General features: G+C 71.6%; 24 protein-coding genes. 8 read left to right on the top strand and 16 right to left on the bottom strand.

Features of this window, described 5'->3' with window-relative positions:
- The first annotated feature begins 51 nt into the window (after window positions 1-51).
- Window positions 52-708 carry a phosphatidylserine decarboxylase gene (locus tag OG883_RS10580; RefSeq protein WP_266541401.1) on the top strand — a complete coding sequence of 219 codons (657 nt, stop codon included), beginning with the start codon at window positions 52-54 and terminating at the stop codon, window positions 706-708.
- Window positions 701-1558, top strand: coding sequence for a CDP-diacylglycerol--serine O-phosphatidyltransferase (gene pssA / locus OG883_RS10575; RefSeq protein ID WP_266541399.1), 858 nt, complete (start codon window positions 701-703; stop codon window positions 1556-1558). The genes OG883_RS10580 and pssA overlap by 8 nt, the downstream gene beginning before the upstream one ends.
- A gap of 112 nt (window positions 1559-1670) precedes the next feature.
- Here pssA and OG883_RS10570 read toward each other — a convergent pair whose 3' ends face one another.
- From OG883_RS10570 to OG883_RS10550, 5 genes are read right to left on the bottom strand one after another with little or no spacing between them, the layout of a single operon-like run.
- On the bottom strand, window positions 1671-2927 hold the full coding sequence (locus OG883_RS10570) for an ABC transporter substrate-binding protein (protein ID WP_266538155.1): 1257 nt from the start codon (window positions 2925-2927) through the stop codon (window positions 1671-1673).
- Window positions 2924-4018: a branched-chain amino acid ABC transporter permease gene (locus tag OG883_RS10565; protein WP_266538152.1), complete on the bottom strand. Its 1095-nt coding sequence runs from the start codon at window positions 4016-4018 to the stop codon at window positions 2924-2926. Before OG883_RS10565 ends, OG883_RS10570 begins: the two co-directional genes overlap by 4 nt.
- Window positions 4011-4901 (bottom strand): branched-chain amino acid ABC transporter permease, encoded by an 891-nt coding sequence (locus tag OG883_RS10560; protein WP_266538149.1) that lies wholly within the window; start codon window positions 4899-4901, stop codon window positions 4011-4013. The genes OG883_RS10565 and OG883_RS10560 overlap by 8 nt, the downstream gene beginning before the upstream one ends.
- Window positions 4898-5749: an ABC transporter ATP-binding protein gene (locus tag OG883_RS10555; protein WP_266538146.1), complete on the bottom strand. Its 852-nt coding sequence runs from the start codon at window positions 5747-5749 to the stop codon at window positions 4898-4900. Before OG883_RS10555 ends, OG883_RS10560 begins: the two co-directional genes overlap by 4 nt.
- The gene (locus tag OG883_RS10550; RefSeq protein ID WP_266538143.1) at window positions 5746-6549 is read right to left on the bottom strand and encodes an ABC transporter ATP-binding protein; all 804 of its coding nucleotides are present in this window, start codon (window positions 6547-6549) and stop codon (window positions 5746-5748) included. Before OG883_RS10550 ends, OG883_RS10555 begins: the two co-directional genes overlap by 4 nt.
- Window positions 6550-6710: 161 nt before the next feature.
- Between OG883_RS10550 and OG883_RS10545 the strand changes: the two genes are divergently transcribed.
- A complete protein-coding gene (locus tag OG883_RS10545) occupies window positions 6711-7910 on the top strand; it encodes a CdaR family transcriptional regulator (RefSeq protein WP_266538140.1) in 1200 nt (399 codons plus the stop codon).
- A 735-nt stretch (window positions 7911-8645) separates the two neighbouring features.
- On the opposite strand, the gene OG883_RS10540 is transcribed toward OG883_RS10545, so the two are convergent.
- Entirely contained in the window at window positions 8646-9800 is a 1155-nt protein-coding gene (locus OG883_RS10540) for a glycerate kinase (RefSeq protein WP_266538137.1), read from the bottom strand.
- A gap of 450 nt (window positions 9801-10250) precedes the next feature.
- On the opposite strand from OG883_RS10540, the gene OG883_RS10535 reads away from it, so the two are divergent.
- The 3 genes from OG883_RS10535 (at window position 10251) to OG883_RS10525 (ending at window position 12952) form a co-directional block, all read left to right on the top strand.
- A complete protein-coding gene (locus OG883_RS10535) occupies window positions 10251-10742 on the top strand; it encodes an NUDIX hydrolase (RefSeq protein ID WP_266538134.1) in 492 nt (163 codons plus the stop codon).
- Between the two features lie 188 nt (window positions 10743-10930).
- Window positions 10931-12142 (top strand): hypothetical protein, encoded by a 1212-nt coding sequence (locus OG883_RS10530; RefSeq protein WP_266538131.1) that lies wholly within the window; start codon window positions 10931-10933, stop codon window positions 12140-12142.
- 72 nt (window positions 12143-12214) lie between these two features.
- Complete coding sequence (locus OG883_RS10525; RefSeq protein WP_266538128.1) at window positions 12215-12952, top strand: Sir2 family NAD-dependent protein deacetylase; 738 nt, start codon at window positions 12215-12217, stop codon at window positions 12950-12952.
- A gap of 105 nt (window positions 12953-13057) precedes the next feature.
- Here the strand turns inward: OG883_RS10525 and OG883_RS10520 are convergent, their stop codons facing one another.
- The 8 genes from OG883_RS10520 to OG883_RS10485 all read right to left on the bottom strand — a co-directional run bounded on the left by OG883_RS10520 (window position 13058) and on the right by OG883_RS10485 (window position 21900).
- Window positions 13058-13552: a methylated-DNA--[protein]-cysteine S-methyltransferase gene (locus OG883_RS10520; RefSeq protein ID WP_266538126.1), complete on the bottom strand. Its 495-nt coding sequence runs from the start codon at window positions 13550-13552 to the stop codon at window positions 13058-13060.
- 12 nt (window positions 13553-13564) lie between these two features.
- Window positions 13565-15070 carry a DNA-3-methyladenine glycosylase 2 gene (locus OG883_RS10515; protein WP_266538125.1) on the bottom strand — a complete coding sequence of 502 codons (1506 nt, stop codon included), beginning with the start codon at window positions 15068-15070 and terminating at the stop codon, window positions 13565-13567.
- Window positions 15071-15119: 49 nt separating this feature from the next.
- Window positions 15120-15641 (bottom strand): O-acetyl-ADP-ribose deacetylase, encoded by a 522-nt coding sequence (locus tag OG883_RS10510; RefSeq protein ID WP_266538122.1) that lies wholly within the window; start codon window positions 15639-15641, stop codon window positions 15120-15122.
- Window positions 15638-17059 carry an NAD(P)/FAD-dependent oxidoreductase gene (locus OG883_RS10505; protein WP_266538119.1) on the bottom strand — a complete coding sequence of 474 codons (1422 nt, stop codon included), beginning with the start codon at window positions 17057-17059 and terminating at the stop codon, window positions 15638-15640. The genes OG883_RS10510 and OG883_RS10505 overlap by 4 nt, the downstream gene beginning before the upstream one ends.
- 664 nt (window positions 17060-17723) lie before the next feature.
- Entirely contained in the window at window positions 17724-18545 is an 822-nt protein-coding gene (locus OG883_RS10500; protein WP_266538117.1) for an inositol monophosphatase family protein, read from the bottom strand.
- 184 nt (window positions 18546-18729) lie between these two features.
- Window positions 18730-19386 carry a M15 family metallopeptidase gene (locus tag OG883_RS10495; protein WP_266538116.1) on the bottom strand — a complete coding sequence of 219 codons (657 nt, stop codon included), beginning with the start codon at window positions 19384-19386 and terminating at the stop codon, window positions 18730-18732.
- 466 nt (window positions 19387-19852) lie between these two features.
- Window positions 19853-20461 carry a TetR/AcrR family transcriptional regulator gene (locus OG883_RS10490; protein ID WP_266538114.1) on the bottom strand — a complete coding sequence of 203 codons (609 nt, stop codon included), beginning with the start codon at window positions 20459-20461 and terminating at the stop codon, window positions 19853-19855.
- On the bottom strand, window positions 20458-21900 hold the full coding sequence (locus tag OG883_RS10485; RefSeq protein WP_266538112.1) for an amidase: 1443 nt from the start codon (window positions 21898-21900) through the stop codon (window positions 20458-20460). The genes OG883_RS10490 and OG883_RS10485 overlap by 4 nt, the downstream gene beginning before the upstream one ends.
- A 55-nt stretch (window positions 21901-21955) precedes the next feature.
- On the opposite strand from OG883_RS10485, the gene OG883_RS10480 reads away from it, so the two are divergent.
- Window positions 21956-22747: an SDR family oxidoreductase gene (locus tag OG883_RS10480; RefSeq protein ID WP_266538110.1), complete on the top strand. Its 792-nt coding sequence runs from the start codon at window positions 21956-21958 to the stop codon at window positions 22745-22747.
- A gap of 131 nt (window positions 22748-22878) precedes the next feature.
- On the opposite strand, the gene OG883_RS10475 is transcribed toward OG883_RS10480, so the two are convergent.
- Window positions 22879-23481, bottom strand: a complete 603-nt coding sequence (locus OG883_RS10475) for a hypothetical protein (protein ID WP_266538107.1) — start codon at window positions 23479-23481, stop codon at window positions 22879-22881.
- 178 nt (window positions 23482-23659) lie between these two features.
- On the opposite strand from OG883_RS10475, the gene OG883_RS10470 reads away from it, so the two are divergent.
- Entirely contained in the window at window positions 23660-25156 is a 1497-nt protein-coding gene (locus OG883_RS10470; protein ID WP_266538104.1) for a helix-turn-helix transcriptional regulator, read from the top strand.
- Here OG883_RS10470 and OG883_RS10465 read toward each other — a convergent pair.
- Window positions 25063-26601 carry an NCS1 family nucleobase:cation symporter-1 gene (locus OG883_RS10465; RefSeq protein WP_266538103.1) on the bottom strand — a complete coding sequence of 513 codons (1539 nt, stop codon included), beginning with the start codon at window positions 26599-26601 and terminating at the stop codon, window positions 25063-25065. The two genes, OG883_RS10470 and OG883_RS10465, sit on opposite strands and share 94 nt — an antisense overlap.
- Between the last annotated feature and the right edge of the window lie 10 nt (window positions 26602-26611).

The following is a 26611-nucleotide window of genomic DNA, read 5'->3' as shown; positions in this document are numbered from 1 at the left end:
AAGCCGCCGTCCCCGTTGCCAGCGCGGCATCATCCGCTACGAAGGTCATCCATGCCCCACAGCCAAACCTCTGCACCACGCGACAGCCTCTTTGGCGTACGTATCGCTCGCGGAGCATCGCCGTGGCTTCTGCCGACCGTCGCCACCGCAGCACTCAGCCTGGCCCGCTCGCGCCGCTCCCGGCGCGCGGCGGCCATTGCCGTGCCCACCACCGCGCTCGCGGCGGGCATGCTGTGGTTCTTCCGTGACCCCGAGCGCGAGATCGCTCAGGGCCGGGTCATTTCGCCCGCCGACGGTGTGGTGCAGAGCATCATGCCGTGGAAGGACGGACGCACCCGCGTCGCGATCTTCATGAGCCCGCTGAACGTTCACGTCAACCGCGCTCCCCTCGCGGGCACGGTGACGTCCGTCGAGCACATCCCCGGCGGTTTCGTTCCGGCGTTCAACAAGGAGAGCGAGAACAACGAGCGCGTTGTCTGGCACTTCGACACCGAGCTCGGCGACATCGAGATGGTGCAGATCGCGGGCGCCGTCGCCCGGCGCATCGTGCCGTACCTGCCGCAGGGGACCAAGGTCGAGCAGGGCGAGCGCATCGGTCTGATCCGCTTCGGATCGCGCGTTGACATCTACCTTCCGGAAGGTGTCGACGTCGCTGTCGAGGTCGGTCAGACCACGACCGCGGGGGTGACTCGAATTGACCGTGATTGATCCCGACACACAGGCCGGCTGGGTCGCCGAGGCTGAGGCCGAGGACGACACCGAAGACATGCCCCTGTCACTGAGGCTGTCAATAGCGGACACCCTCACGCTCGGTAACGCCACATGCGGATTCATGGCGGTGTACTTCACCACCACCGGGATCCTCATCCCGCACCTGACGGGCAGCAACGAGAGCGGCATGGCGCGCAACAGCGCCGCCACCGCCGTGATCCTGATGCTGCTCGCGGCGATCTTCGATCTCTGCGACGGGCTCGTGGCACGCAAGCTGCGCAGCTCGCCGATGGGCGCGGAGCTGGACAACCTCTCCGACCTGATCAGCTTCGGGCTTGCCCCCGCCTACTTCGTGCTCGTGTACGGAATGGTCGCGGACGACGCCCAGCAGAAGGTCTCGGCGGTGGCCGCGATCGTCGTGCTGCTGGCGGTGGTGCTGCGGCTTGCCAGATTCTCCTGCGTCACCATGAAGGACGGCATGTTCCAGGGCATGCCGAGCCCCTTCGGCGCGCTCACGGTCGTCTCCATCGTGCTGCTGGAGCTGCCGTTCATCCCGACGCTGCTGGCGATCATCGGCACGGCATGGCTGATGGTGAGCCGGGTCGAGTACCCCAAGCCGCGGGGTGTCCTCGCGGTGGCGATGCTCGGCTGGATAGTGGCCGCGATGGGGATGCTGGCGGCGTGGGCGTTCGACGCCCCGGGCGGTCAGGTGCTGCTCCAGACCGGCTGCGCCCTGCAGATCGTGATGGCGGCGACGATCCCGCTCTTCGCGACCGCGCGACGCGTGAACACCTTCCGTGACAACCGCCGCGAAAGCCGCGAGGCAAGGACGGCACAGCTGCCGTAGCGGTATCCATGCATGACGAGGGCCCGGGTGCGGATCGCACCCGGGCCCTCGTCATGTCCTGGCATTGCCGGGCAGTGCCAGCCCGGCAATGCCCGGCACCGCATCCGCGGGATCAGCCGCCTGCCTTGAAGGACTCCGCCGCCTTCGCCACGGTCGCCGGCCGCACCACCTTCAGACCGCCCGGAACCTTGGTGTCCGGCTTCAGGATCAGGCTCTGCCGGGTCGAGGGCGCGGCGGGGTCGGAGAAGTCGTGCGTGATGCCGAAGCCGCTGTCGTACGCCGTCAGGGTCAGCAGCGCCTTGTCGATGCCGGCCCGGGTCAGGTCCTTGTCGGCGCAGGCCTTCCTCAGGACCTCCCCGTAGACGTTGGCGGCGGTGTACCCGGCGACGACGCCGTTGTCGAGGCCGTCCTTGGGGTAGGCGGCCGTGTACTCCTTGGCGAGCTTGGCCGGGCCCGCGTCCGGGGCGCCGATGGGGAGGGTGGAGGCGGCGACGTAGTAGTCCTTCGTCAGCGCGGGACCCGCCGGAGTCGCCAGCAGCTGCGGCGCGAAGGCGGAGTTGTTGCCGACGACCGGGACATTGAAGCCGCCGGCCGCCGCGACGCCGACCAGCGAGGCCGCCTGACGTGGTCCGGCACTGATCAGGACCGCCTTGACGCCTGCCTTCTTCAGCGCTGCGACCTGCGCCGACATATCGTTGTCCGTCGGTTTGATCTTCTGCTCGACGACGGTCAGCCCGGCTTGCCCGGCTGCGTACCTCGAGCCGGCCAGTGCGTTCTCGCCGTAGTCGCCCTCGAAGTAGACATGGCCGATCCTGTCCCCCTTGGCGATGCGCTTCCGGGTGAGCAGGTAGTCGACCGCGTTGATCGTCTCGATGTCGTACGTCGCGCCCACGACGCGCACATACGGGCTGCCGAGCAGACTGGCGGACCAGGCCTGGGGCAGGACGAGTCCCTTGTCCTGGCCGTCGATGCGCTGTTTGACCGCGGCGACGAAGGGTGAGCCGATGAACTGGGCGAAGCCGAGTACCTCCGGTTCGAGTTCGGTATAGGCGGCGACGGCCTTCTGCGGGTCGTAGCCGTGATCGCGGACGGTCAGCTCGATGTTCCGGCCGCAGATGCCGCCGGCCGCGTTGGTCTGCTTCGCCCACAGCTGCTGGGCCTGCGTGACGCTCTTGCCGAGGGAGGCGTAGACGCCGGTCATGTCGGTGAGTACGCCCAGGGTGATGGTCTTGCCGGTGACGCCCTCGCCGGTCTTGACGCCCCCGGCGTCCTTCTCGTCGCCCTCGCCCTTGGTGGCCTTCTCGCTGCATCCGGCGACGGTAAGGGTCAGTGCGGCCGCGAGCACCGCCGCGTACAGACGTGGCTTCATTTCTTCTCCCGTGGAGTGATGGGACGGGTGAGCCCGCCGGGCAGGAACAGCACCACGGCGACGACCGCGGCGCCGTACAGATAGCGGGACGCCTCCCCGGGCGAGACCCCGCCCGTGCCCGGGGCGGAGACCAGCGGGAGGCTGTCGCTGTAGTGGGTGAGGACTTGCGGCAGCAGGGAGACGAAGACCGCGCCGACGACCGCTCCCGCGACCGTGCCGAGGCCGCCGATCACGATCATGGCGAGATATTCGAGGGACAGGATCATGCCGAAGTACTCGGGGACCGTGCGCTGGAAGACCAGGGCCAGCAGGACGCCCGCGAGTCCCGCGTACATCGAGGACAGAACGAAGACGGCGGCCCGGTAGCGGGCGACCGGGACACCCATCACGCCCGCGGCGATGCGGTGGTCGCGCAGGGCGTTCATGGCGCGTCCGGGGCGGCCGCGCAGCACCCCGCGTGCGAACAGCCCGCCGGCCAGGAGTGCGAGCAGCGCCACGTACCAGAGCTTCTCCATGGACTGGAAGGGAACGGCGGCGATGACGACCTCGGTGTCGTCGAAGTCGAAGCCGAAAAGGGAGAGCGGCGGGACGGCGCGCCCGTTGAAGCCCCCGGTCAGATCCCGGGCGTTGAACAGGACGTGCTGGCCGATGAAGATCAGGGCGAGGGTGGCGATACCGAGATACGCGCCGCGCAGCCGGCCCGCGATCGGGCTGAACAACCCGCCGGCCAGGCCCGCGAGAAGCACGGCGAGGACGGCGGCGAGCCAGGTCGGCAGGCCGAGGCCGACGAGGCGGTGGCCGCTCTCGGCGTCGTTGCCGCCCGCCAGGACGCAGTAGCCGTACGCGCCGACGGCGAGAAAGAAGGCGTGGCCCATGGAGAGCTGTCCGGTCGCGCCGGTGAGCAGGTTGATCCCGATGGCGCCGACCGCGGCGGCCATGGCGAACAGCCCGGCCTGGAGCCAGAAGCGGTCGAGGTAGAAGGGGAGGGCGAGGAGGAGGACACCGAAGGCGATCCAGGCGTACGCCTTGGGGTTCCTGACGAGACTGAGGGGCTTGGTGGTGTCGAGGGTTGCGGACGCGGTATCAGACACGGGCGGGCTCCTTCGTGCCGAAGAGCCCGGCGGGCCTGATCAGAAGGACGAGCACCATCACCAGATACGGCGCGAGATCGCCGATCCCCCTGCCCAGGAACGTCAGATCGCCCTGGTATCCGGTGGCGAACGACTCGGTGACGCCGACGATCAGGCCGCCCGCCAGGGCTCCGGTGGTGGAGTCGAGCCCGCCGAGGATCGCGGCGGGGAAGGCCTTGAGGGCGGCCAGAGAGGTGGAACGTTCGAGTCCGGGCGTCGGGAAGACGGTGAGGAAGAGCGCGGCGACGGCGGCGAGGGCGCCCGCGACCGCCCAGGCGGCGAGCGAGACGCGACCCAGACGTACCCCCATCAGGGCGGCGGTCTGCGGGTTCTCGGCGGCCGCGCGCATCGCCACGCCCCAGGTGGTGAAGCGGAACGCCAGCAGGAAGGCGGCGATGAGCAGCGCGGCAGCGACGAAGGCCGCGATGCGGGTCTGCGCGAGGGTGATGTCGCCGATGGTCACGACCCGGTCGCCCCAGGGGTCGCCGAGTGCGAGGACGTCGGTCCCGATACGGCGGGTGAGTTCGGTGGTCAGGAGGATGTCGACGCCGATGGTGACGATGGCGAGGACGCTGTGGTCTGAGCCCCGGTAGCGGCGCATGACGAGGAACTCGACGGCTGCGCCGACGACCGCGGCACCCGCGATGCCGACGGCCAGGGCGGGCCAGAAGCCGATGTCGTCGTGGAGTACAGCGGTGACATATCCGCCGGCGAGGAGGAGCGAGGCATGGGCGAAGTTGACGACTTCGGTGGCCTTGAAGATGACGACGAAGCCGAGGGCGATCAGGGCGTAGACGGAGCCGATGGAGAGTCCGCCGAGGAGGAGTTCGGTGAAGGTCGTCACGCCTGGGCCTCCGTTCCGAGGTAGGCCTGCACAACGGCCGGGTCGTTCTGCACCTGGGCGGGTGTGCCGCCCGCGATCCGGCGTCCGAAGTCGAGTACGGTCACGGCGTCCGCGAGCCGCATCACCACCCCCATGTCGTGTTCGACCAACACGATGGATATGCCGAGGCTGTCGCGTACACCTGCGACGACGGAGGCGGTCTGCCGTCTCTCGTCGGCGGTCATGCCCGCGACAGGCTCGTCGAGGAGCAGGAGCTGCGGCTCCATGCACAGGGCGCGGCCGAGCTCGACGAGCTTCCGTTTTCCGTACGGCAGGGCTCCGGCCGGCCGTACGAGATCGCCGTCCGTGAGCCCGACGAACTCCGCGATTTCACCGACGCGTTCGCGGTGGAGGCGGGTCTCGCGGGCCGCGGACGGCAGCCGTAGCCCGGCGGCGAGGAAACCTGCGCGGGTGAGCCGGTGGCGGCCGAGGAGCAGGCTGTCGGCGACGGTGGCGTGAGGCGGGAGCGCGAGGTTCTGGAAGGTGCGGGCGATACCGAGGGCGGCGATGCGGTGCGGGGGGAGGCCGGTGAGCTCGGTGCCGCCGAGGCGGACTCTGCCGGAGGTGGCGCGGTAGACGCCGGACAGGACGTTGAGGCAGGTGGACTTTCCGGCGCCGTTGGGCCCGATGACGGCGTGGACACTGCCGGGCTCGACGGTGAAGGAGACGGCGTCGAGGGCGGTGAGCCCGGCGAACCGGACGGTGACGGCGTCGAGGTGGAGGGCGGGAGTGCCGGTTTCGGGTGCGGGGTCGCAACCGCCGACCGACGCGACCTGGGGCGGGGCGCCCGGAGGGACGTCGTCCTTCACGCCGACCATCTCCGCAGAGCAGGCGCGGTTGCCTCGGCGCGTACCGCGTCCTGCGCGGCCGTCTCGTCGACCACCCCCAGGTAGCGGCGGCGTACCTCGTCCGAGGCGGCCAACCGGTCCGCGGGGCCCTCCAGGGCTACCTCGCCGACCTCCAGGACATACGCCGTCGAGGCCAGCCGCAGCGCGATCGCCGCGTTCTGCTCCACCAGCAGCACCGACGTACCGCGCGCGTTGATCTCCTGGACGGTCTCGGCGATCCGTGCCGCCATCAGCGGGGCGAGACCCAGCGACGGCTCGTCGAGCAGCAGCAGCCGAGGCCTGGCCATCAACGCCCGCCCCAGCGCCAGCATTTGCTGCTCACCGCCCGAGAGCAGCCCGCCCCGCTGACGGGCGCGGTCCGCGAGGACCGGGAACAGTTCGTGTACGCGGGCCAGCGCCGCGGCGGCCTCCCGCCTGCCGCCGCGGGCCCCCAGCGCGCCCGCCCGCAGATTGTCGGCCACCGTCATCCGGGCGAAGACCTGTCGCCCTTCCGGGACTTGGACCACTCCGGCGGCCACCACCCGGGCGGGGCTCAGCCCGTCCAGCGGACGGCCGTCGAAGCGGATGCTGCCGGAGGTGGCGTTGCCGCGCTGGAAGGCCAGAGTGCGGGAAATGGCGCGCAGCAGTGTTGACTTGCCGGCGCCGTTGCCGCCGAGGACGGCGACGATCGCCCCGTCCGGTACGTCGACGGAGACCTCACGCAGCGCCCGTACCGGCCCATAGCCCACGGAAAGTTCACGTACCTCGAGTGAGGCGGCCATGCGGTCCCCCTTCTCCGGCCTGCCCGGCGGCGTGCCTGTGGGGGCACACACCACCACCGGGGCGCCGTACCGTCCACGCCGTACGACCGAATCGCTGCGGATGACCAGGGGTGCCGCGCGCGCATTGTGCACGGGCACAAGGGCTGGCATCCTCACCAGCCATGGATGGCCGCAGAGCGCGCACCGAGCGTGAGTGGTCGGTCCTGGTGAGCGCCTCCCAGGTGCTTCTGGAGCGCGTGCCGCGGCTGACGGATCTGCTCATCGAGGAACTCCGGGCCCACTCACCACAGTTCGATCTCGCCGTGCCGCGGGACGAGCACTGGCAGCAGATCAACGAGGCGATGCGGTACGGCATCGAGGCCCTGGCCGCGCCCCGGACGGCGCCCCGGCGGGATCTCGCCTACGCGGAACGGCTCGGCCGGCAGCGCGCCGAGCAGGGCCTCGCGCTCGATCTGGTGCTGTACGCGTACCGCCATGCGGGATATCTCGTCTGGGACGAGCTGCTGGAGATCGTGACGGAGAAGGACCCTGAGGCGCTGCCGGTGCTGGTGCACACGGCGTCCCGTATATGGGCGGGGGTGGACCGTCAGGCATCGACGGTCGCGGACGCGTACCGCAGCACGGAGCAGCAGATGCAGCGGCGCAGCGACGAGCGGGTGCAGGCGCTGCTGGACGCACTTCTGGAGGGCAGGACCACGCCCGGTCTCGCGGCCAGCGCGGCGGCGGGTCTGGACCTGCCGGAGCAGGGGCGGTACGCGGTGGTGGTGGTCCGGGTGGAGCGCGCGGCGGGGCGTGAGCCGTTCCACCGGATCGCGGAGTCGAAGGGCCTGCGCTTCTTCTGGCGGATGCGTACGGACTACGAGATCGCGGTCGTCGCGCTGGGGGCGGGGGCCGGGCTGGCGGAACTCGCGGAGGTGCTGCACCGGCGCTGCCCGGGTCCGGGCGGGATCAGCCCGGTGGTGCTGGGCCTCGGGGACCTGGGTCTGGCGCGGCGGCTGGCTGAGACGGCGTTACGGACGTGCGGTCCGGATGCGCACCGGATCGTGCGGCTGGACGAGCGGCTGCCGACGGCGCTGGTGGTGAGCCAGCCGGAACTGGCGGCCCGTCTGATCGCGGACGTCTTCGGCCCGCTGCTGGAGCTGGACCCGGCGGACCGGGCGGTGCTGCTGGAGACGCTGGACGCGTGGCTGGAGTGCGGGGGTTCGGCGGGGCGGGCGGCAACGCGGCTGTACTGCCACCGGAACACGGTCTTCAACCGCCTGCGCCGCCTGGAACAACTGACGTCGAGGTCGCTGTCGCGCCCGCGCGACCTGATCGAAATGACCTTGGCGCTGGACGCGTTCCGCTTGACCCCGGGGTGAGGGGGCGGCTCGGTCCCTGGGGGGTGCGGGGTTCCGGGGGGTCCGGTCCTGGGGTGCGGGGTCTTGGGGTGCGCGGTCCTGGGGTGCGGGTCCTGGCGTGCTCGGGCGGGTGCCTTGGGGTGGCCGGTCCTGGGGGTGCTCGGGTGGGGTCTTTGGGGCGCCCGGTCCTGGGGGGTGCGGGTTTGGGGTCCGCTCCGGGGTTGCGCCGGGACTGCACGATTTACGGCGCGCTGAAGGTGACCCCGTGAGGGTGCCGTTTCCCGTGCGCCACAAATCACGCTTTACGTCCCGGCTCCACCCCTGCGCGTCCCCCCGTCCGTGACCGGGGGCCAAGCCCGCACGCGCCGCACCCTGCGAAGTCTGCGCCCGTGGGGGTGTCGCCGTAAGCCTCTCGCTGCGGTCGATGCTCGTGGGGGTTTGTGCCTCTCGCGTCGCGTCGCGCGGTCGATGCTCGTGGGGGTTTGTGCCTCTCGCGTCGCGTCGCGCGGACGGTGCTCGTGGGGGTTTGTGCCTCTCGCGTCGCGTGGACGGTGCTCATGGGGGGTGTACCCCTCGCGTCGCGTGGACGGTGCTCATGGGGGTGCCCGGACGTCTCGCGCCGCGAAGCCGGCGTCCCCCGGGGGTGTGGGGGCGTCAGCCCCCACGTCCACCTTCCCCCACGTAGTGGGGGCCTGGGGGCTCCCCCCAGTTTCGGGAAGGGGCGGGGTGGGGGAAGTGCCCCGCCCCCCGGCACCCTCAGCGCAGGAAGTCCCTCGCGATGTTCTCCGCCACCCGTTCCAGCAGCGGCCCCGCCTCCGCCATGCAGCGGGCCGGGTCCGGCTCCAGTTCCGTCAGGGCGTACGCGCGGCGGATGCCCGCACGGCCCAGCGCCTCGGGAGCCAGCGCGAGGCGGCCGCAGACCGCGACGACCTCGATGTTCTGGGCTCGGGCCGCCGCCGCGACGCCCGCCGGGGCCTTGCCGTGCAGGGTCTGCTCGTCCAGAGAACCCTCGCCCGTGATCACCAGGGTCGCCCGTTCCAGCGCCGGGGCGAAGCCGAGCACGTCGAGCATGACCTCGATGCCGGCCCGGAAGCTCGCGCCGAGGCCGACCAGGGCGCCGTAGCCGATGCCGCCCGCCGCGCCGGCGCCGGGCGAGAGGGCGTGCTCGGCGGCCTTGGGGCCGATGGCCGTCTCCAGGACCGAGGCGTAGTGCGCGAGGGCCGCGTCCAGCGTGGCGACGTCCTCGGGGGTCGCGCCTTTCTGGGGGCCGTACACCGCCGACGCGCCCTTCGGTCCCGTCAGCGGGTTGTCCACATCGCTGGCCAGGACCAGGTCCACGTCCTTGAAGCGCGGATCGAGACCGGACAGGTCCGCCGACGCCAGGTCGCGCAGCCCGCCGCCGCCCGGTCCGACGCGCTCGCCCGCCGCGTCCAGGAAGCGCGCCCCGAGCGCCTCCAGCATCCCGGCGCCTCCGTCCGTCGTCGCGCTGCCGCCGACGCCGAAGACGATCGTCCGCGCTCCCGCGTCGAGCGCGGCACGCAGCAGTTCACCGGAGCCGTACGTCGTCGAGGTGAGCGGCGCGAACACGCCCGCCGGGAGGTGCTGGAGGCCCGAGGCCTCCGCCATCTCCACCACCGCGGTGCCGTCCCGCAGCGCGTACGCCGCCGTCAGCGAATCACCGAGCGGGCCGGTCACCTGCACTTCACGGCGCTCGAACCCGGCCGCCACCGCGGCGGCGACCGTGCCGTCACCGCCGTCCGCGACGGGCAGAGTCTCGACCGCCAGACCCGGTACCACCCGCTGGAGACCGGCCGTCACCCGCTCCGCGACTTGCACGGCCGTGAGCGAGCCCTTGAACTTGTCAGCCGCGACGAGCACACGCGTGGGCTGAATCACTGCTCCGTCCGTCACCTTGCTATCCCTTGCTTTCGAACAGGCAGTCGCGCCGCCCCGACCCTATCCGCACGATCAGAGGGCATGCCACCCCATGTTGTCCTGACATTCCGCACCATAGTGGTGCAGTCACGTGGCACCATGAGCACCAAACCGATCTTTCTGCCCCCGCCACCGAGACTGCACGCGCTGACCGAGAGTCACCGCCTGAGCAACGTGCAGCGACCGCAACCCGCCGCCAAGGCAGGTCGCCGACTCCATCCTATTGCCCGAAATTGCCCTATATAGAGTGATTTCGATGCCAGTGCTCGCGACGGCCCGAATCGCCGGGCACCCGGGCCCGGTTGGCGGGCGCGCCGGGCACCTCGGCGGTTCTGCCGCTGCTCGCCTCCCGTTCACCTGCGCGCCCGGCGTCGTGTCGGTGCCGGCCATGCGGAGCGACTTCTGCCACCAACTACGCTGCCGCGCGTGACCACTTCTGACTACGCCGCATACATCGCCTCTCTCCCCCGCATCCTGGCCGGCGCCGCCGCGCTCTTCCGTGACGACGAGGGGCGCGTGCTGCTCGTCGAGCCCAACTACCGCAAGGGCTGGGCCCTCCCCGGCGGGACGGTCGAGTCGGACCGGAACGAGACCCCGCGGCAGGCCGCCCGCCGGGAGACCCTCGAGGAGATCGGTCTGGACGTGGAACTGGGCCCACTGCTCGCGATCGACTGGGTGCCGGGTGAGGAGCGTCCGCCCATTGCCGCGTATGTGTACGACGGCGGAGTGCTGGCCGAGGCGCAGTTCAAGGCGATCCGGCTGCAGGAGGAGGAGCTGGTCTCCTGGCGGCTGGTGTCCCGCGAGGGGATCCTCGAGCACCTCATCGGCGCCCTGGGGCATCGGGTCCTGGCAGCGCTCGACGCCCTGGAGACGGGGAGCGGGACGGTGGAGCTGGAGAACGGGCTGCCGCCCGCCTGAGCTGCCCACCGAGCCGTCTGCCCGTCAGCGCGGCACGTCCGCCCGGCTTGCCCGCCCGGCTCTCGTCGCGCTGATCCTCCCGTAACTGGCATGCCGCCTGCGCACGTTCATATTTCGTTGGCCGGGCGGCCCCGGGCCGTGCACGCCCGCCGGGAAGCATCCCGATCCCCAGGACACCCGGAGGGATCATGTACACGCACATGCGCGGCCTGCTGACGACCGTCGTCGCCTTGGCCGTTGTGGCGATCGGCGGAGCCGCCCCCGCGGCCCAGCCCACCGAGACACCGGCGCGCGAACTGGCCGCCCCCGTGCACCGCGGACTGCCCATCGTCGTGAATCGTGCGCTGCCCGCCTTCCTCAACGGCGGGGCCTGGAAGTCCGGCCATCTGCAGGGCCTGGCTCTGGACCGCCGCAAGGGCCATGTGTACTACTCGTTCACCAATATGCTGGTAAAGACCGATCTGCGCGGGAAGCCGCTCGGCTCGGTCACCGGCTTCACCGGTCATCTCGGCGACGTGGACTTCAACGCGGCCGACGGACGCGTCTACGGCTCCCTCGAGTACGCCACCACCAAGGCGTACTACATCTCCATCTTCAACGGTGACCGCATCACCCGGATGAACATGGACGCCCAGTCCTCCGGCGTCGTGTCGACCGTTCATCTCAAGGAGGTCGTGCGGGACTACACGGCCGACATGAACGGTGACGGTGTCTTCGACGGCGACACGGCCAAGACCCCCGACCACCGTTACGGGTGCAGCGGCATCGACGGCGTCGCGTTCGGGCCGGAGTTCGGCAGCAGCCCGGGACAGCAGAAGCTGACCGTCGCGTACGGCCTGTACTCCCACACCACCCGCAAGGACAACGACCACCAGGTCCTGCTCCAGTACGACGTACGGAACTGGAAGAAGTACGAGCGCCCGTTGACCGAGAAGGACCCCCACCGCTACGGACCCGGCGCCCCCGACGGCAAGTACTTCGTCTACACCGGCAACACCACGTACGGGGTGCAGAACCTGGAGTACGACGGGCACAGCGGCAACTGGCTGATGGCCGTGTACAAGGGGAAGAAGTCCGGCTTCCCCAACTACTCCCTCTTCGTCGTCGACGGCAAGAAGCGCCCCGTGACCGGTGCCATCCGCGGCCAGCAGCGGCCCGAGCGCGGACGGCTGCTGTCGCTGCTGCGCAAGGGGCTGCACCACACGCCGTCGGGGACGTACGGCTGGCGGTCGGGCGGCCAGTACGGACTGGTCTCCCTCGACGACGGCCGCTTCTACCTCGGCGAGGCAGGAAAGATCAAGGACGGCACCGGCACCAAGGAGACCGGCAAGGCGGTGCTGCACCGCTGGACGGGCAAGGCGCCCACACCGTTCACCAAGGCTGCCCAGAGCTCCCGCTGAGGTCGGCCGGCGGACCGCGGCGCCGGGCGAAATCGGCTCGCCGCCGCGTGAGCCGCTGCGTAGGCTCGCGGCATGACTCTCGTCGCGATCCTCAGCGGCGCCGGCATCTCCACGGACTCCGGCATCCCCGACTACCGTGGGCCGAAGGGACTGTGGCGGCGCGATCCGGAGGCCGAGAAGCTCGTCACGTACGACTTCTACATGGGCGACCCGGAGATCCGGCGCCGCTCCTGGCAGATGCGGCGCAACAGCACCACCTGGCGCGCCGAACCGAACGCCGCGCATCGCGCCGTCGCCGAGCTGGACCGGCGGGACGGCGTCGCCGTGCGGGTGCTCACCCAGAACGTCGACGGACTGCACCAGCTCGGGGGCATGCCCGACCGCAAGGTCCTCGAACTCCACGGCACCGCACGGGCAGTGACCTGCACCCGCTGCCACGCCCGCTCGTCGATGGCGGAGGCACTGGAACGCGTCGAGGCGGGCGAGGAGGACCCTCCGTGCCAGGTGTGCGGCGGAATCCTGAAGTCGGCGACGGTGATGTTCGGGGAGCGTCTCGACCCGGTGGTGCTGGGTGAGGCGACGGCGATCGCGAAGGCCAGCGAGATCTTCATCGCGGTCGGTACGACCCTTCAGGTGCAGCCCGCCGCCTCGCTGGCCGGCATCGCGGCGGAGCACGGGGCGCGGCTGATCGTCGTGAACGCCGAACCGACGCCGTACGACGAACACGCCGCGGAAGTCGTCCGCGAGCCGATCGGCACAGCGCTGCCGGAGCTGCTGAGCCGGCTTGCTTCCGGCCCGTCCGGCGGTTGAGGACCGGGGCCGGGAAACCCGGCGGCACCGGCGCGCAGGGCGCGGTGGCCGGTGCGGGCACCGTGGGATGCGATGCGGAGGCGCGGGGCCGGTGGCACGGCGGGTTCAGAACAGCGCCTCGTCGGGCACCCCGCGCTCATGCGCCAGCAACCGCTGCTTGCGGTCGAGTCCCCCGCCGTAGCCGATGAGGCTGCCCGTCGATCCGATGACCCGGTGGCAGGGGACGATGATCCCGATCGGGTTCTTGCCGTTGGCCAGCCCCACCGCGCGGGAGGCGGCGGGGCTGCCGAGCGCTGCGGCCAGCTCGCCGTAGGTGCGTGTCTCGCCGTACGGGATCTGCCGCAGCAGGCCCCAGACTCCTTGCTGGAAGGACGTGCCGTCGAGCCGCATCGGCAGGTCGAACTCCGTGAGCTCGCCGGCGAAGTACGCATCGAGCTGGCGGATCGTCTCACCGAACGGCGCGGGGTCCGGTACGCCGAAGGTCTCCTCCGCCGGGCGGTGGCGCTGCTGGACCATGTAGAGGCCGCTCAGCACGCCGCCGGTGGCCACGAGGGTCAGCGGGCCGTAGGGGCTGTCGACGACCGTGTGCTGCCTGATCATGAGTGAACTTCCTTATACCGGGAGGTGGTTGATGGCGTGATCGTCGGTGGCCCAGAGATACTGGACGGCGTAGGCGCGCCAGGGCCGCCAGGCCGCGGCGCTCGCGGTGAGAGCGGCCGGGGTCGACGGCAGTCCGAGCTCCGCCGCCGCACGCCGGACTCCGAGGTCACCGGGCAGGAAAACATCGGGATCGCCGAGGGCGCGCATAGCGATGACCTCGACGGTCCAGGGGCCGAAGCCGGGCAGCGCGGTCAGCTGGGCGCGCGCCCGGTCCCAGTCGCTGCCCGGGTCGAGCCTGAGCGAGCCGTCGGCCAGCGACCCGACCAGCGTGGTGAGTGTGGTGCGGCGGCTGCGGGGCAGCGCCAGGGCCTCGGGGTCCAGTGCGGCCAGCGCCTCTGAGGAGGGAAAGAGGTGGGTCAGGCCGCCCTCCGGGTCACCGACCGGTGTGCCGTGTGCGGTGACGAGCCGGCCGGCGTGGGTGCGGGCGGCGGCCGTGGAGACCTGCTGGCCGAGCACCGCCCGTACGGCGAACTCCGCGGCGTCGACGGTGCGCGGCACCCGCCTGCCCGGGGCCTTGTCGACGAGGGGGGCGAGGAGCGGATCCGTACGCAGCTGGTCGTCGACGGCCTCCGGGTCCGCGTCCAGGTCGAGCATCCAGCGGCAGCGGCTGATCGCGATGGTCAGGTCGCGCGGGTCGGTGAGGGAGAGCCGGCAGGCGATGTGGTCGGGCTGTGGGGTGAGGGCCACGATGCCGTGCCCGTACGGCAGGCTGAGCGTCCGCCGGTACGCCCCGTCCCGCCACTCCTCGACACCGGGGACGCCGGTCGCGGCGAGATGCCCGAAGAGGTTGCTGGGGTTGAGCGGCGCGCGGTACGGCAGCCGCAGCGCGATCACGCCGGGGGTCTGCGGCGACGCGGTGCTGCCACGTGTGGTGCGGGAGCGTGTGGTGCGGCTGCGCGCGGCGCGGGTGCGCAGCTCGCTCGGGGCGAGCGCGAAGACCTCCCGAACGGTGTCGTTGAAGGTGCGGATGGAGGAGAATCCGGCCGCGAAGGCGACGTCCGCCATGGGGAGCCCGGTGGTTTCGATGAGCAGACGTGCGGTCTGGGCGCGCTGGGCGCGGGCCAGGGCGAGCGGGCCCGCGCCCAGCTCTGCCAGGAGCTGCCGTTCGATCTGCCGGGTGGAGTAGCCGAGGCGGGCGGCCAGCCCGGGTACGCCTTCGCGGTCGACGACCCCGTCCCGGATGAGGCGCATGGCGCGGGCGACGGCGTCGGCGCGGGCGTTCCACTCCGGCGAGCCGGGGCTGGTGTCGGGCCGGCAGCGCTTGCAGGCACGGAATCCGGCCTGCTGGCAGGCGGCGGCGCTGGGGTGGAAGGTCATGTTCTCGACCTTCGGCGGCACGGCCGGGCAGCTGGGGCGGCAGTAGATCCGCGTGGTCACCACGGCCGTGAAGAACCAGCCGTCGAAGCGGGCGTCCTTCGACTGAACTGCGCGTACGCAGCGCTCGGTGTCGGTGTGCATGGCTCAAGCATCGGACACGCGAGAGGGCAGGGCTAGCGAGAAAACGACATCAACCGTGCTCGGCCAGGGCCGCCTCGAACACCTGGTACGCATTCTCGTCGAAGAGCACGAACCGTACCTCGGTGACCGGCGCGGCGGCTGCCTCGCGCACCGTACGGATCGCGATGCGCGCGCCGTCGTCCATCGGCCAGCCATAGATACCGGTCGAGATGGCCGGGAAGGCGACGGTCTCGGCCCCCGACTCGGCGGCCACGCGCAGCGATTCGCGGTAGCAGGAGGCGAGGAGCGCGGACCGGTCCTCCTTCCGCGACCAGACGGGTCCGACGGTGTGGATCACCTGCCGGGCGTCGAGCCGGCCCGCCGTGGTGGCGACGGCCTGCCCGGTGGCGAGTCCCTTGCCGTAGTGCGAGGCACGCAGCGCCCGGCACTCCGCCAGGATCTCGGGCCCGCCCCGGCGGTGGATCGCACCGTCGACGCCACCGCCGCCGAGCAGCGAGGAGTTGGCTGCGTTGACGATCGCGTCGACGTGCTGCCGAGTGATGTCGCCGCGTACGAGGGTGATCTCGATCATGACTTCACCCTCCGCAGACTGCGCCAGACCGCCTTCGCCGCATGGTGGCCCGACATCCCGTGCACGCCAGGGCCCGGCGGGGTCGCGGAGGAGCAGATGAAGACGGCGGGGTGCGCGGTCGCGTACGGGACGCGGGCGAGCTTGGGGCGGATCAGCGTCTGAAGCCCGGCGAAGGCTCCGCACGCGATGTCGCCGCCGACGTAATTGGCGTTGCGCACGGCCAGTTGGGGCGGACCCGCGACGGCACGTGCCAGCACGAGGTCGCGGAATCCGGGGGCGAACCGCTCCAGCTGCCGCTCGATGACCTCGGTCGCATCGCCGTCCCAGCCGGCCGGGACGTGGCCGTACACCCACAGGACATGCTTGCCGGCAGGGGCCCTGGACGGGTCGATCACGCTCGGCTGCGCGGTGATCAGGAAGGGCACCTGGGGGTCGCGGCCCGAGACGGCTGCCCGCAGGGCCGCATCGATCTCACCGGCGGTGGGGCCGATGTGCACCGTCCCGGCGGCGCGGGCCTCCTTCGCGGTCCACGGCATCGGGCCCGACAGGGCATAGTCGATCTTGAAGGCGGACGCGCCGTACCGGTAGTGCTGGTACGCCTGGCCCAGACCGGCGATCCGGGCGAGCGCGGCCGGCGAGGTGTCGAAGATGTACGCGCGAGCCGGGGGCAGCTCGTCCAGCCGCTTCACCTCCGCGCCCGTGTGGAGGGTGCCGCCCTGTTCGCGCAGATACGAGGCGAGGGCGTCGGAGATCGCCTGCGAACCGCCGCGCGGCAACGGCCAGCCCTTCTCATGAGCGGCGAGCGCGAACATCAGGGCGATCCCGCCGGTGGCGAGTCCGCTGAGGGGTGCGATGGCATGGGCGGCAAGCCCGGCGAACAGGCCGCGGGCCCGCTCGCCCCGGAATCGGCGGGAGAGCCACGTGGCGGGCTGGAGCGCGGTCAGTCCGAAGCGGGCGAAGCGGTACGGGTCGCGCGGCAGCCCGTCCCAGGGCGTGCGCAGGAAGTCCGCGGCGAAGGTGTCCCAGTGGCCGAGGTAGGGCGCGACGAGGCGGCGGTACGCCCCTGCGTCACCGGCCCCCAAGGACATGGCGCTCTCGCCGACCGAACGGCTCAGCACCGCGGCCGTGCCGTCGGGGAAAGGGTGGGCGAGCGGCAGCTCGGGGTGCAGCCACTCCAGGCCGTGCCGCTCGAGCGGCATGGCGGAGAAGGCGGGGGAGCCGATGGCCAGCGGGTGGACGGCGGAACAGGGGTCGTGGCGGAAGCCGGGGAGGGTGAGCTCTTCCGTTCTCGCACCCCCGCCCACGGTCTCCATGGCCTCGTACACGGCCACTGAGTAGCCGCGGCGGGCCAGTTCGACGGCGGCGGTCAGTCCGTTGGGTCCCGCCCCTACGACGACGGCATCGAGCATCGACGGCACCTTCGGACTCCTTTGTCAGCCGATGGCCAAGAACCCCAGGATATTCCGCGTCGCGGGCGGAGGGGGCGGGGATGGGGGGCGGGTGCGTGCGGCGCGGGGCGCGGTCTCCCGTCGGGTGCGGGTGGCTCGGGCCCGTGGTGCGGGGTCCTGTTCGGTGCGGGCGCCTGTGGCCGGGCGGCCTCCCGACCCGGTGCGGGCGCCTGTCCGGTGCGGGCGGGTGTCGCTCGGGCCTGTGGTGCGGGCGCCTGTCGGGTGCGGGTGGGTGTGGCTCGGGCCTGTGGCTCGGGTTCCTGCGTGGTGCGGGTGCGTCCGGCTCGGGCCCGTGGCGCGGGCGCCTGTCGGGTGCGGGTGGGTGTGGCCGGGGCCTGTGGTGCGGGGTCCTGCGTGGTGCGGGCGCGGGTGGCTCGGGCCTGTGGTGCGGGGTCCTGTTTGGTGCGGGTTCCGGTGCCCCTCCGGGCTCGACTCCTCGGGGTCGGCGGCATACAGGGTCCCGTTTTCGTGGGCCGGGTTTTGCCGCCAATCCCTGCGGGGACGACCCTCCACGGCCCCTCCCCAGCGCAACGCCACACAGGGGCAGGCCAGCCCGTGTGGGGCGGGGCAAAGCCGCCGGAGCGCCGGGGGGGGTGTGGGGGCGCCGGCCCCCACGCAACCCCTGGGGGCATTTTCACCCCTGCAGCAGCGCCCGTACCCGTCGCGCCGTCGCCCCGTCCCTCGCCGCCGTGAACGGCAGCGCATTGCCGCCCCCGATGCGGAACGGCTCCCCCGCCAGCGTGACGTGCGCCCCTCCCGCCTCCGTGACCAGGAGCAGGCCCGCCGCGTGGTCCCAAGCCAGCTCCCAGGAGAAGGCCACCGCGTCCAACTCGCCCCGGGCAACGCTCAGATACTCCAGACCCGCCGAACCGCAGGGCCGCGCCCGCACCCCGGGCACGTTCAGGCCGAGCAACGCGCGCTTCTGGTCCGGGGTCGTGTAGTCCGGGTGGGACATCGCAATCTCGAGGTCCGCCCCGGGCGCGGGCGAACCCGCCCGTATCGGCTCGCCATTGAGCCGGGCGCCACCGCCTCGTACCGCGACGGCCATTTCCTCGAGGACCGGCGCATACGTCCATGAGGCGAACAGCTCACCATGGTGGGCAAGGGCGACGAGCGTGCAGAACCCGGGCTCGCCGCGGACGAACTGCCGGGTGCCGTCGACCGGATCCACGATCCACACCGGCGCGTCGCCCTGCAACGCCTCGTAGACGGACGGATCGGCGTGCACCGCCTCCTCACCGACCACCACCGAGCCGGGCAGCAGAGCGGTCAGGGATGCCGTGAGGTGTTCCTCGGCGCTGCGGTCGGCGATCGTCACCAGGTCGTGCGGGCCGCTCTTCTCGACGATCTCGTGCGCGGCGAGCTGCCGGTAGCGCGGCATGATCTCGACGGCGGCCGCCTTGCGGAGCGCCCCCTCGACGTCGGACAGGTCACCGTTCAGAAAGTCATCGATCATACTTCCAGCTAAGCACGGCCCGCTGACATCGCAGCGTACGGTCCGCGCCCCACCGCGTAACCCTGCATTCCTCTGGGATTCGCCGCGGCGGACACCGTGACGTCGTGGCCTCACCGTCGAACCTCGGCTGACAGGGAAGCTGCCGTTCGCGCCCTGGACGGCACCCCTCCCGTCGGCCTCGCCTTCAGGTCCCGTCGGCCGAGAAGTGCTGAAAGTCGGGCGGCTGCCAGCGACCGCCCCACTGCCAGCCGGCGCTGTTCATACCGGTCATGATGACGTCACCCGGCACGATCATCCCCTTGACGGGCCGGTCGCGGTCCAGATAGCGGGCTCCGGCTGCTGGGTGGACGCCTCCCGAGCCGTCCACGTACGGATTCTCGAGGGGGTTGATGTCGACCGCGTCCCCGTAGGAGTGCCGGGACAGCGCGCGCGGGTCACCCGTCACCCGGCGGCAGTTGAAGGCGGAGGTGTTGTCGTCCGCCATGGCTGCCGCGTCGCTGCCGCCGTACTCCGCCATCACTCGCATCCGGCGGATCGGGAAGCGCCCGTCGAAGGCCTGCGCGAAGACGCGCAGGAGAGGCCGCACCACATCCTGATGGACAATCAGCTCACCGCGGTGGACGCTCCCGTCGAAGCCCCAGTGATTCATCTCGATCAGCCGCAGCCGTCCGGGCGGAACCGGGCAGCCGCGCTGGTAGCTCGCGCCGAGCTTGGCCTGCGGAACATCGGCGACATGGGCAGCGAGCCGCGGGGCAGGGATGGCGGTGGCCTGGGCGGGCGCTGTGGCGAGGACCAGGGACAGAGCCAGGACGGGCACAACGGTCCGACGAGCAATATCCACCCTTTCAGGATAATTGCGCGGTTGGTCCGGCACCCTGCGAAAGCACCTCGTCCCCGCTCAGGAATCCCGGAACGGCCTGATGGCTGGGTGAAGATGCAGGTCAGAGAAGTATGAGTCATGGTGGGAAGAGCCGGAGGGTTCGATGCACGGCCTGACCTCCGAGGGCATCGGGCTGTCCCTGAAACGTCGAACGGCCATCGGCCAGGCTGCTCAGAGGCCCTCGGGTCCTCGAGTTCGGTTCACGGCCTCCATCGTGAAGCGGCGTGGCCGTTCGGGCGGACAGACCTGCGCGTATCGCAGAAACTGACGGGCCGTCTCGTCCACGAGCACGGTTCCAACCAGCCCCGACTCGTGGGCGGACAAGGCCAGTTGGGAACTGGTGCAGGAACCCCTCCGGTCGCCTACCGGGCGATCACCGCCGTCGAGCACATCGCGGAGGATGTGTGAGGGCGATCCTCAGCACCTCTCAGGGCCGGCCGGCGTCCTGGCCGACGGCGCCCCGCGCAAGCAGCAGCAGCGCGTCGACGAGGTCCTCGGCCGGTGCACCCGTGGCCAGTCTGCGCAGTTGGAGGCCCATCACCAGCGCGACCGTGGTCGCGGCGAGGCGCTCGGCGTCGGGGACCCCCAGGCCGGTGAGGATCTGGGCGGCGAGGCGGTCGTACGCCGCGAAGGCCTCGGCCGCCGCCTCCCGCAGTCGCTCGTCGCGCCCCGCCTCCACGTACAGCTCGAAGGGCGCGATGTGCTCGCTGTCGAAGGAGGTGCCGCCCGCCACCTGTCCGGCCAGGGCGGCAGCCCCCTCGATGTCCACGCCGTCGCTCTGGCACTGGTCGGCGAGTTCGGTGAAGCGGCGGGTCTCCTCGCGTACGAAGTGCAGCAGACTCTCGCGCAACAGCTCGTGCTGGGTGTCGAAGTGGTAGGTGACCGAGCCGAGTGAGACCCCGGCCTCCTTGGCTATCCGCCGGTTGGTGACCGCCGCCACCCCGTCACTGCCGATGATGTGCAGGACAGCGGTGATGATGCGCTGCCGGGTCGGGGCGGAGGGGGCGGGGTGAGCAGAGCGGGACATGGCGGTCATTGTTCCACCGGCACGCTCCTTGCCGTCACGGGGGCGGGCGGCCGCTTCTCGTACCATCGCCGGTCCGCCTCGAGCTGGGCGGCCAGCGAGATCAGCCGCTCCTCGCTGCCGGCCGGACCCAGCAGCTGGGCGCCGACAGGCAGTCCGTCGCGGGTGAGGCCGGCGGGGACATTGACACCCGGCCAGCCGAGTACGTTCCAGGGCCAGGCATACGGGCACACGGCCGCCATCGTCGTGTCGGTGCGCCAGGCGCTCATCCCGTCGAACGTGCCGATGCGCGGCGGCGGCGCGGCGGTGGTCGGGGTGAGCACGACGTCGAATCCGGACGAGTCGAAGATCGCGCCGATCCTGTGCTGCTGGCGGATCTCCCGGGCGCGGGCGGCTCGCACCACGCGGCCGCCGAGGCGCCGGCCGTTGCGCACGGCGCTGCGGGTGCGCGGATCGAGGAGGGCGGGGTCGGGGTGCAGGGCGGCGGCCTCCGCGATCCCCGCGGTGGCGCGCGGCACGAAGGAGAGGCCGATCAGCCCGTAGCGCGGACGGGCCTCCTCCACCTGGTGGCCGAGGCGGGCGAGCGCCTCCGCGAGCGCGGTGACGGCGCGGCGCACCTCGGGGTGGGGCGTGGCGCGGGTGAGGGTGAGCGGGGGCCGCCAGGCGAGTGCGATGCGCAGCCGGCCGGGATCCCGGCCGGCTGCGGCCGAGGTGTCGATCGCGTCGGGCCGGTACAGATCCCCGGCGTGCGGGCCCTGCACCGCGTCGAGCAGCAGGGCGGCATCGGCGACGGTGCGGGCGAGCGGGCCGTAGACGTTGAGGCCCTGGAAGGCGTCAGTGTACGGGTGGAGGGAGACCCGGCCGCGCTGCGGCTTGATGCCGACCAGATGGGACCAGGCGGCGGGGATACGGACGGATCCGGCGCCGTCCGAGCCGAGCGCCGCGGGTACGAGCCCGGCGGCGACGGCGGCCGCGGAGCCGCCGGAGGAGCCGCCCGGAGTGTGGTCGGTGGACCAGGGGTTGCGGGTGGCGCCGAAGGCGGGCCCCTCGGTGAACGGCCACTGGCCCAGCTCGCAGGAGTTGGTCTTGCCGACGATCACGGCGCCGGCCGCGCGCAGCCGGCGTACCGCTTCGCCGTCCTCGGTGGCCGCTGCTTTCTCGCCGCCGCAGCCGAAAAGGGTGGGCAGTCCGGCGACATCGGTGTCGTCCTTGACGGCGAGGGGTACGCCGAGCAGCGGCAGCCGTACGCCCTCCCCCGCGGCGCGCCGCCGGTCCGCTTCCCGGGCTTCGTCGAGTGCCTGCTCGCCGCGTACCCAGCGGAAGGCGTTGATGGTGCTCTGGCTGGCCTCGATCCGCTCGATGGCGCTCGCCACCAGAGCCTCGGACGTGACCTGACCCTCTCTCAGAAGTCGTGTGTGTTCTGCCAGCCCGCCGAATTCAGCTGTGGACACGTCCGCCTCGCCTCCCTATTGTTCGTTCGAACGAACAATACTGGAGGGTAACCAGATGCGCATCACCGGAGCAACCGTTCTGCTCACCGGAGTCACGGGCGGCATCGGCGGCGCGCTCGCCGCCGAACTGGCAGCCAGAGGAGCCAAGTTGGTGCTGACCGGCCGCCGCGCCGAGGCGGTCGAGCCGCTCGCCGAGCGGTACGGCGCCCGTACGGTCGTCGCCGACCTCGCGGACCCCGCGGATGTCGAACGCCTCGCCGACGAGGCCGCCGGCACGGACATCCTGATAGCCAACGCCGCCCTGCCCTCCAGCGGCGACCTGCTCGACTACACCCCGGCACAGCTCGACCGCGCGCTGGCGGTGAACCTCCGCGCCCCGGCCATGCTGGCCCGCCTGCTCGCCCCCGCGATGGTCGAGGCGGGCCGGGGCCATCTCGCCTTCGTCGGCTCGATCTCCGGCAAGGCGGCGACCAGGTCCTCGTCCCTGTACAACGCCACCAAGTTCGGTCTGCGCGGCTTCGCACTGGGCTTCCGCCAGGACCTTTACGGCACCGGTGTCGGCGTGTCGATCGTCCAGCCCGGTTTCGTACGGGACGTGGGCATGTTCGCCGCGACCGGCGCGACACCGCCCAGCGGGATGCGTACGGTCTCCCCGCGCCAGGTCGTCGCCGGAGTGGTCCGCGCCGTCGAGCGCGATGTGGCCGAAATCAACGTCGCCCCGCCGGAGCTGAGGCTGCTGAGCGCGATCGCGGGCCAGTTCCCGGGCTTCGCCGAGCGGGTGCAGCGACGGGGCGCGGGAGAGAACACGGTCCGTCAGGTCGTCGCGGCCCAGCGGTCGCGCCGCTGAGCCGGCGACGAAACGGGCTCCGGGTCCGGCCTTCCGGACCCGGAGCCCGCCGCTTCCCCCGTTGCCCCCCGTTATCCCCCGTGCCCCCCGTACTCCCCTGCGGGGAGATCTGTGGTGCGGCGGTGCCGGGCTCAGTAGAGCTTGGCGACGGAGACCTGGGCGGTCTTCTTGAATCCCTCCAGCGGCGCGCCGTCGAGCTCGCCCATCTGGCCCCACTCGAGCACCGTCACCGTCCGGCCGTCACGGCCGACCGAGTACAGGCCGATGTCGGTCGAGCCGACCTCGGGGTGGGACGTGTCGATGCTGTAGACGTGCGCGCCCTCCTCGACATTCACCTTGCCGTGGTAGAACGCCTCGCCCTCGAGCCCCGGGTTCTGCTCCTTGAGCCGCTCGAGGCAGCCCTCGATCGCTGTGCGGAGCTTGGCGGCGAGCGCCTTCGCCCTGGCTTCGCTGGAGGCGACCGTGGTCGTCTGCCGCGCGCCGGTGTCCAGCTCGGTCCTGAAGTCGCGGTACCTGCTGGACGCCTTCGGCGCGATCCCCTCGGTGCACACCGAGCCGGAGTCGGGCAGACCCTGCTGCACCGGGTCGGCGTGCCACGGGCTGATGGAGGCCGGCAACTGCGACGCCGAGAGGAACTTCGGTGCTACGGGAGCGGCGGCCGTGGCCGAGGTGAATGAGGCGATGGTCAGACCCACGGCTGCGGCGGTCACGGCAGCGGTGCGGATGCAGTTCATGGAAGGGCTTCCCCCGGTTCGGTGGCTTGCTGAACGATCACCAGCTTCGGCGGGCTCGGGGGTGGCGGCAAGCATCCCACCCCCTCCCGGGACGGTGGAACCAATCCACCCCCGTTGACGTGGGTTTATTCAGTGGGCTGGAATGCCGTCGTGGGACGGCCGGGGGGAGCTGGAGCGGTTGGGAGCACCGAGAGACACCGAGACCGGAGCCTTCGCCCGGCGGCTGCGCGAGATCCGGGACGGATCCGGCCGCAGTTACGGGGCGTTGGCGCGCCGGGTGGGCGTCAGCGCGTCGACGCTGCACCGGTACTGCGCGGGGCAGACAGTGCCGTTGGAGTTCGCACCGGTGGAGCGGCTGGCCCGCTTCTGCGGATGCGCGGGCGACGACCTCGTGGCACTGCACCGGCTGTGGGTCATGGCGGACGCGGAACGGCGGATACGCCAGGAGGACGCGGCGAGGTCGGCGGCCACGGCGGCCGGCCGGGAGACCGCGGCCGCGGGGCAGCAGGAGTCCACCGCCGAGAAGCCCGGAGACGACAGCAGCCCGGAGCCGGCGCCCGTCCCGGAAGGGGTCCTCGACACCGCGTCCGTACCCGCTCCTGAGCCACCGGGCGCTCCCCACGAGCCCCCCGCCGCACCACCGGCCGCGCCCCACAAGCCCCCCGCCGCATCACCCGCCGCGCCGTGGTGGAGGCGCCGCGCCGTGCATGTCGGCGCCGCCTTCGTCGCGACGGCCGTCACGCTCGCCGTGCTCATGGCGTTCGTCGACACCCCCCTCTCGGCGGCGGACAGACGGCGGACCGCCGCGCAGGAGCCCCGCACCGGAGCCACCGGCTCCGCCCTGCCTCCCCGGGGCGGCTCCCGCCCCACCCCGCTCGCCACTCCCGACGTCACGGTCTCCGGTCCCGACGACCGCGATCCGCGATCCACCGGTCCCGGCGCGAGCCGCCACCCGGCGCCCCCGTCCGAACGCTCCCCCGCCCCCTCGGAACCCGGGCGCGGCACCTTGCCGTTCACCTGGAGCACCAACGAGCACATCTGGCAGAACGGGTGCGATCACGCCTATCTCCTCGACCGCGATCCCGCCGATGTCCCCCCGCCACCGGACGAAGCCGATGCCGAGCCCTGGGCACGGTCCGTCGGCGCCGTGCACGCCGCCGACACCGGAGTGCGGATCACCGTGCAGGGCAGGAGCGAGAAGGCGGTGGTCCTGCAGTCGATCCGGGTGCGTGTGACCGCGCGTCGTACGCCGCCGAAGCGCAGCGTCTACCGCATGAACCTCGGATGCGGCGGCTCGCTCACTCCCCGCCTGTTCGACGTCGACCTCGACACGTCCCGCCCGGTCGCCCGCCCCATGGCGGGCAACGACGCCGGTGAGCCGATCCCCGCCGTCTCCTTCCCCTACAAGGTGTCGGCCGCCGACCCCGAGTCACTGCTGGTCCTCGGCCGTACGGTCGCCTGTGACTGCGACTGGTACCTGGAGTTGGAGTGGAGCAGCGGCGACCGCTCCGGCACCGTACGGCTCGACAACAACGGACAGCCGTTCCGTACGAGCGGTATCAAGGACCGCCCGGTCTACGACTACGACACCGGCTCCCGCCGCTGGATCCCGGCCGAACGCATCAACGCCACATACAGCAGCAGCGACGCCGCGAGTCCCACCGCCCAGCCGTAGTTCGCAAGCGGCTTCAGGAAGGGGATCAGTCCGTCCTCGGGGAACGGCCCCTTCCCCTCGGCCGAGTGCGAACCGCCCACCGCGAGCAACCCGCCGACCGCGAACGCGGCTACCGCGCGCAGATTCCAGCCGGCGGTGTACCAGTAGCGGCTGCCCGGGGTGTAGAGGCCGGCCAGGTCCAGGACGGTGCGGCGGATGATCCAGTAGTCCGCGATCAGGATGCCCGCGACCGTGCCGAGCATTCCGCCGACCAGACCGAGCCAGGTGAAGATATAGAGCTCGGGTGTCTCGGTCAGCTTCCACGGCATGATCAGGACGCCCACGATGCCCGTGATCAGCGCGCCCCTGCGGAAGTTGATCAGCTTCGGCGCCAGGTTGGCGAGGTCGTACGCGGGTGAGACGACGTTTGCCGCGATGTTCACCGAGATCGTCGCGATCAGCACCGTCACCAGCGCGAAGAGCAGGCCGAAGACATTGTCGGTCTTGGCGGCGAGCTCGACCGGGTCCCAGACCGCCGCGCCGTACACCGCCTGGGATCCCGAGGTGACAAGGACCGAGAGGAGCGCGAAGAGCGTCATCGTCGTCGGCAGGCCCAGCGACTGGCCCCAGACCTGGGCGCGTTGACCGGCACCGAAACGGGTGAAGTCCGGGATGTTCAGCGACAGGGTCGACCAGAAGGCGATCATCCCCATCAGCGAAGGGAAGAAGACCGCCCAGAAGTCGGCGCCCCAGCCGAGCTTCGAAGGCTGGTCGAGAAGCGGTCCGAGGCCGCCCGCCTTGGCGGTGATCCACACCAGCAGGACCAGCGCGCCGACGATGACGAAGGGCGCGGCCCAGTTCTCGAACCGCCGCAGCGTCTCCATTCCCCGGTAGATGATGGCCAGTTCGACCACCCAGAAGAGCGCGAAGCACACCCACAGCGTCCACGGCTGCCCGCCGACCTCGGCCGCCTCCGCCCAGCCGCCGAAGATCTTGCCGAGCAGGATGAAGATGCCCTGCCCGCCGATCCAGGTCTGGATGCCGAACCAGGCACAGGCCACCGCGGCCCGGACCAGTGCCGGCAGGTTCGCTCCGCGCAGCCCGAAGGAGGCGCGCGCGAGGACGGGGAACGGGATGCCGTACTTCGGTCCCGCGTGCCCGGTCAGCAGCATCGGCGCGAGCACGATCAGATTGGCGAGGGCGATGGTGAACACTGCCTGTTTCCAGTCCATGCCGAGGGCGACGAGACCGGAAGCGAGCAGCCAGGACGGGATGTTGTGGGCCATGCCGACCCACAGGGCGGCGAAGTTGTACGTCGTCCAGCGTCGTTGCGCGAGGGGGACGGGCAGCAGATCGTCATTGACGAAGGGGCTGTCGGCGGGAACCGCACCGGGCGCGAGCTCGACGCGTCCCGCCGGGTCGGACGGTGACCCCTCGGAGGGGGCCGGCGGGACGGTCGCGGTCATGGCTCCAGCT

It is taken from the genome of Streptomyces sp. NBC_01142 (assembly GCF_026341125.1).
Classification (GTDB): domain Bacteria; phylum Actinomycetota; class Actinomycetes; order Streptomycetales; family Streptomycetaceae; genus Streptomyces.
Note: the sequence above shows the minus strand (reverse complement) of the source record. Positions and strands in the feature narration are given on the sequence as shown.

Bases quoted from the DNA above. Each gene is read 5' to 3' on its own strand.
- OG883_RS10580 (WP_266541401.1), top strand. From the start codon at position 52: ATGCCCCACAGCCAAACCTCTGCACCACGCGACAGCCTCTTTGGCGTA.
- OG883_RS10570 (WP_266538155.1), bottom strand. From the start codon at position 2,927: ATGAAGCCACGTCTGTACGCGGCGGTGCTCGCGGCCGCACTGACCCTT.
- OG883_RS10550 (WP_266538143.1), bottom strand. From the start codon at position 6,549: ATGGCCGCCTCACTCGAGGTACGTGAACTTTCCGTGGGCTATGGGCCG.
- OG883_RS10545 (WP_266538140.1), top strand. From the start codon at position 6,711: ATGGATGGCCGCAGAGCGCGCACCGAGCGTGAGTGGTCGGTCCTGGTG.
- OG883_RS10530 (WP_266538131.1), top strand. From the start codon at position 10,931: ATGTACACGCACATGCGCGGCCTGCTGACGACCGTCGTCGCCTTGGCC.
- OG883_RS10525 (WP_266538128.1), top strand. From the start codon at position 12,215: ATGACTCTCGTCGCGATCCTCAGCGGCGCCGGCATCTCCACGGACTCC.
- OG883_RS10520 (WP_266538126.1), bottom strand. From the start codon at position 13,552: ATGATCAGGCAGCACACGGTCGTCGACAGCCCCTACGGCCCGCTGACC.
- OG883_RS10515 (WP_266538125.1), bottom strand. From the start codon at position 15,070: ATGCACACCGACACCGAGCGCTGCGTACGCGCAGTTCAGTCGAAGGAC.
- OG883_RS10510 (WP_266538122.1), bottom strand. From the start codon at position 15,641: ATGATCGAGATCACCCTCGTACGCGGCGACATCACTCGGCAGCACGTC.
- OG883_RS10500 (WP_266538117.1), bottom strand. From the start codon at position 18,545: ATGATCGATGACTTTCTGAACGGTGACCTGTCCGACGTCGAGGGGGCG.
- OG883_RS10490 (WP_266538114.1), bottom strand. From the start codon at position 20,461: ATGACCGCCATGTCCCGCTCTGCTCACCCCGCCCCCTCCGCCCCGACC.
- OG883_RS10480 (WP_266538110.1), top strand. From the start codon at position 21,956: ATGCGCATCACCGGAGCAACCGTTCTGCTCACCGGAGTCACGGGCGGC.
- OG883_RS10475 (WP_266538107.1), bottom strand. From the start codon at position 23,481: ATGAACTGCATCCGCACCGCTGCCGTGACCGCCGCAGCCGTGGGTCTG.
- OG883_RS10465 (WP_266538103.1), bottom strand. From the start codon at position 26,601: ATGACCGCGACCGTCCCGCCGGCCCCCTCCGAGGGGTCACCGTCCGAC.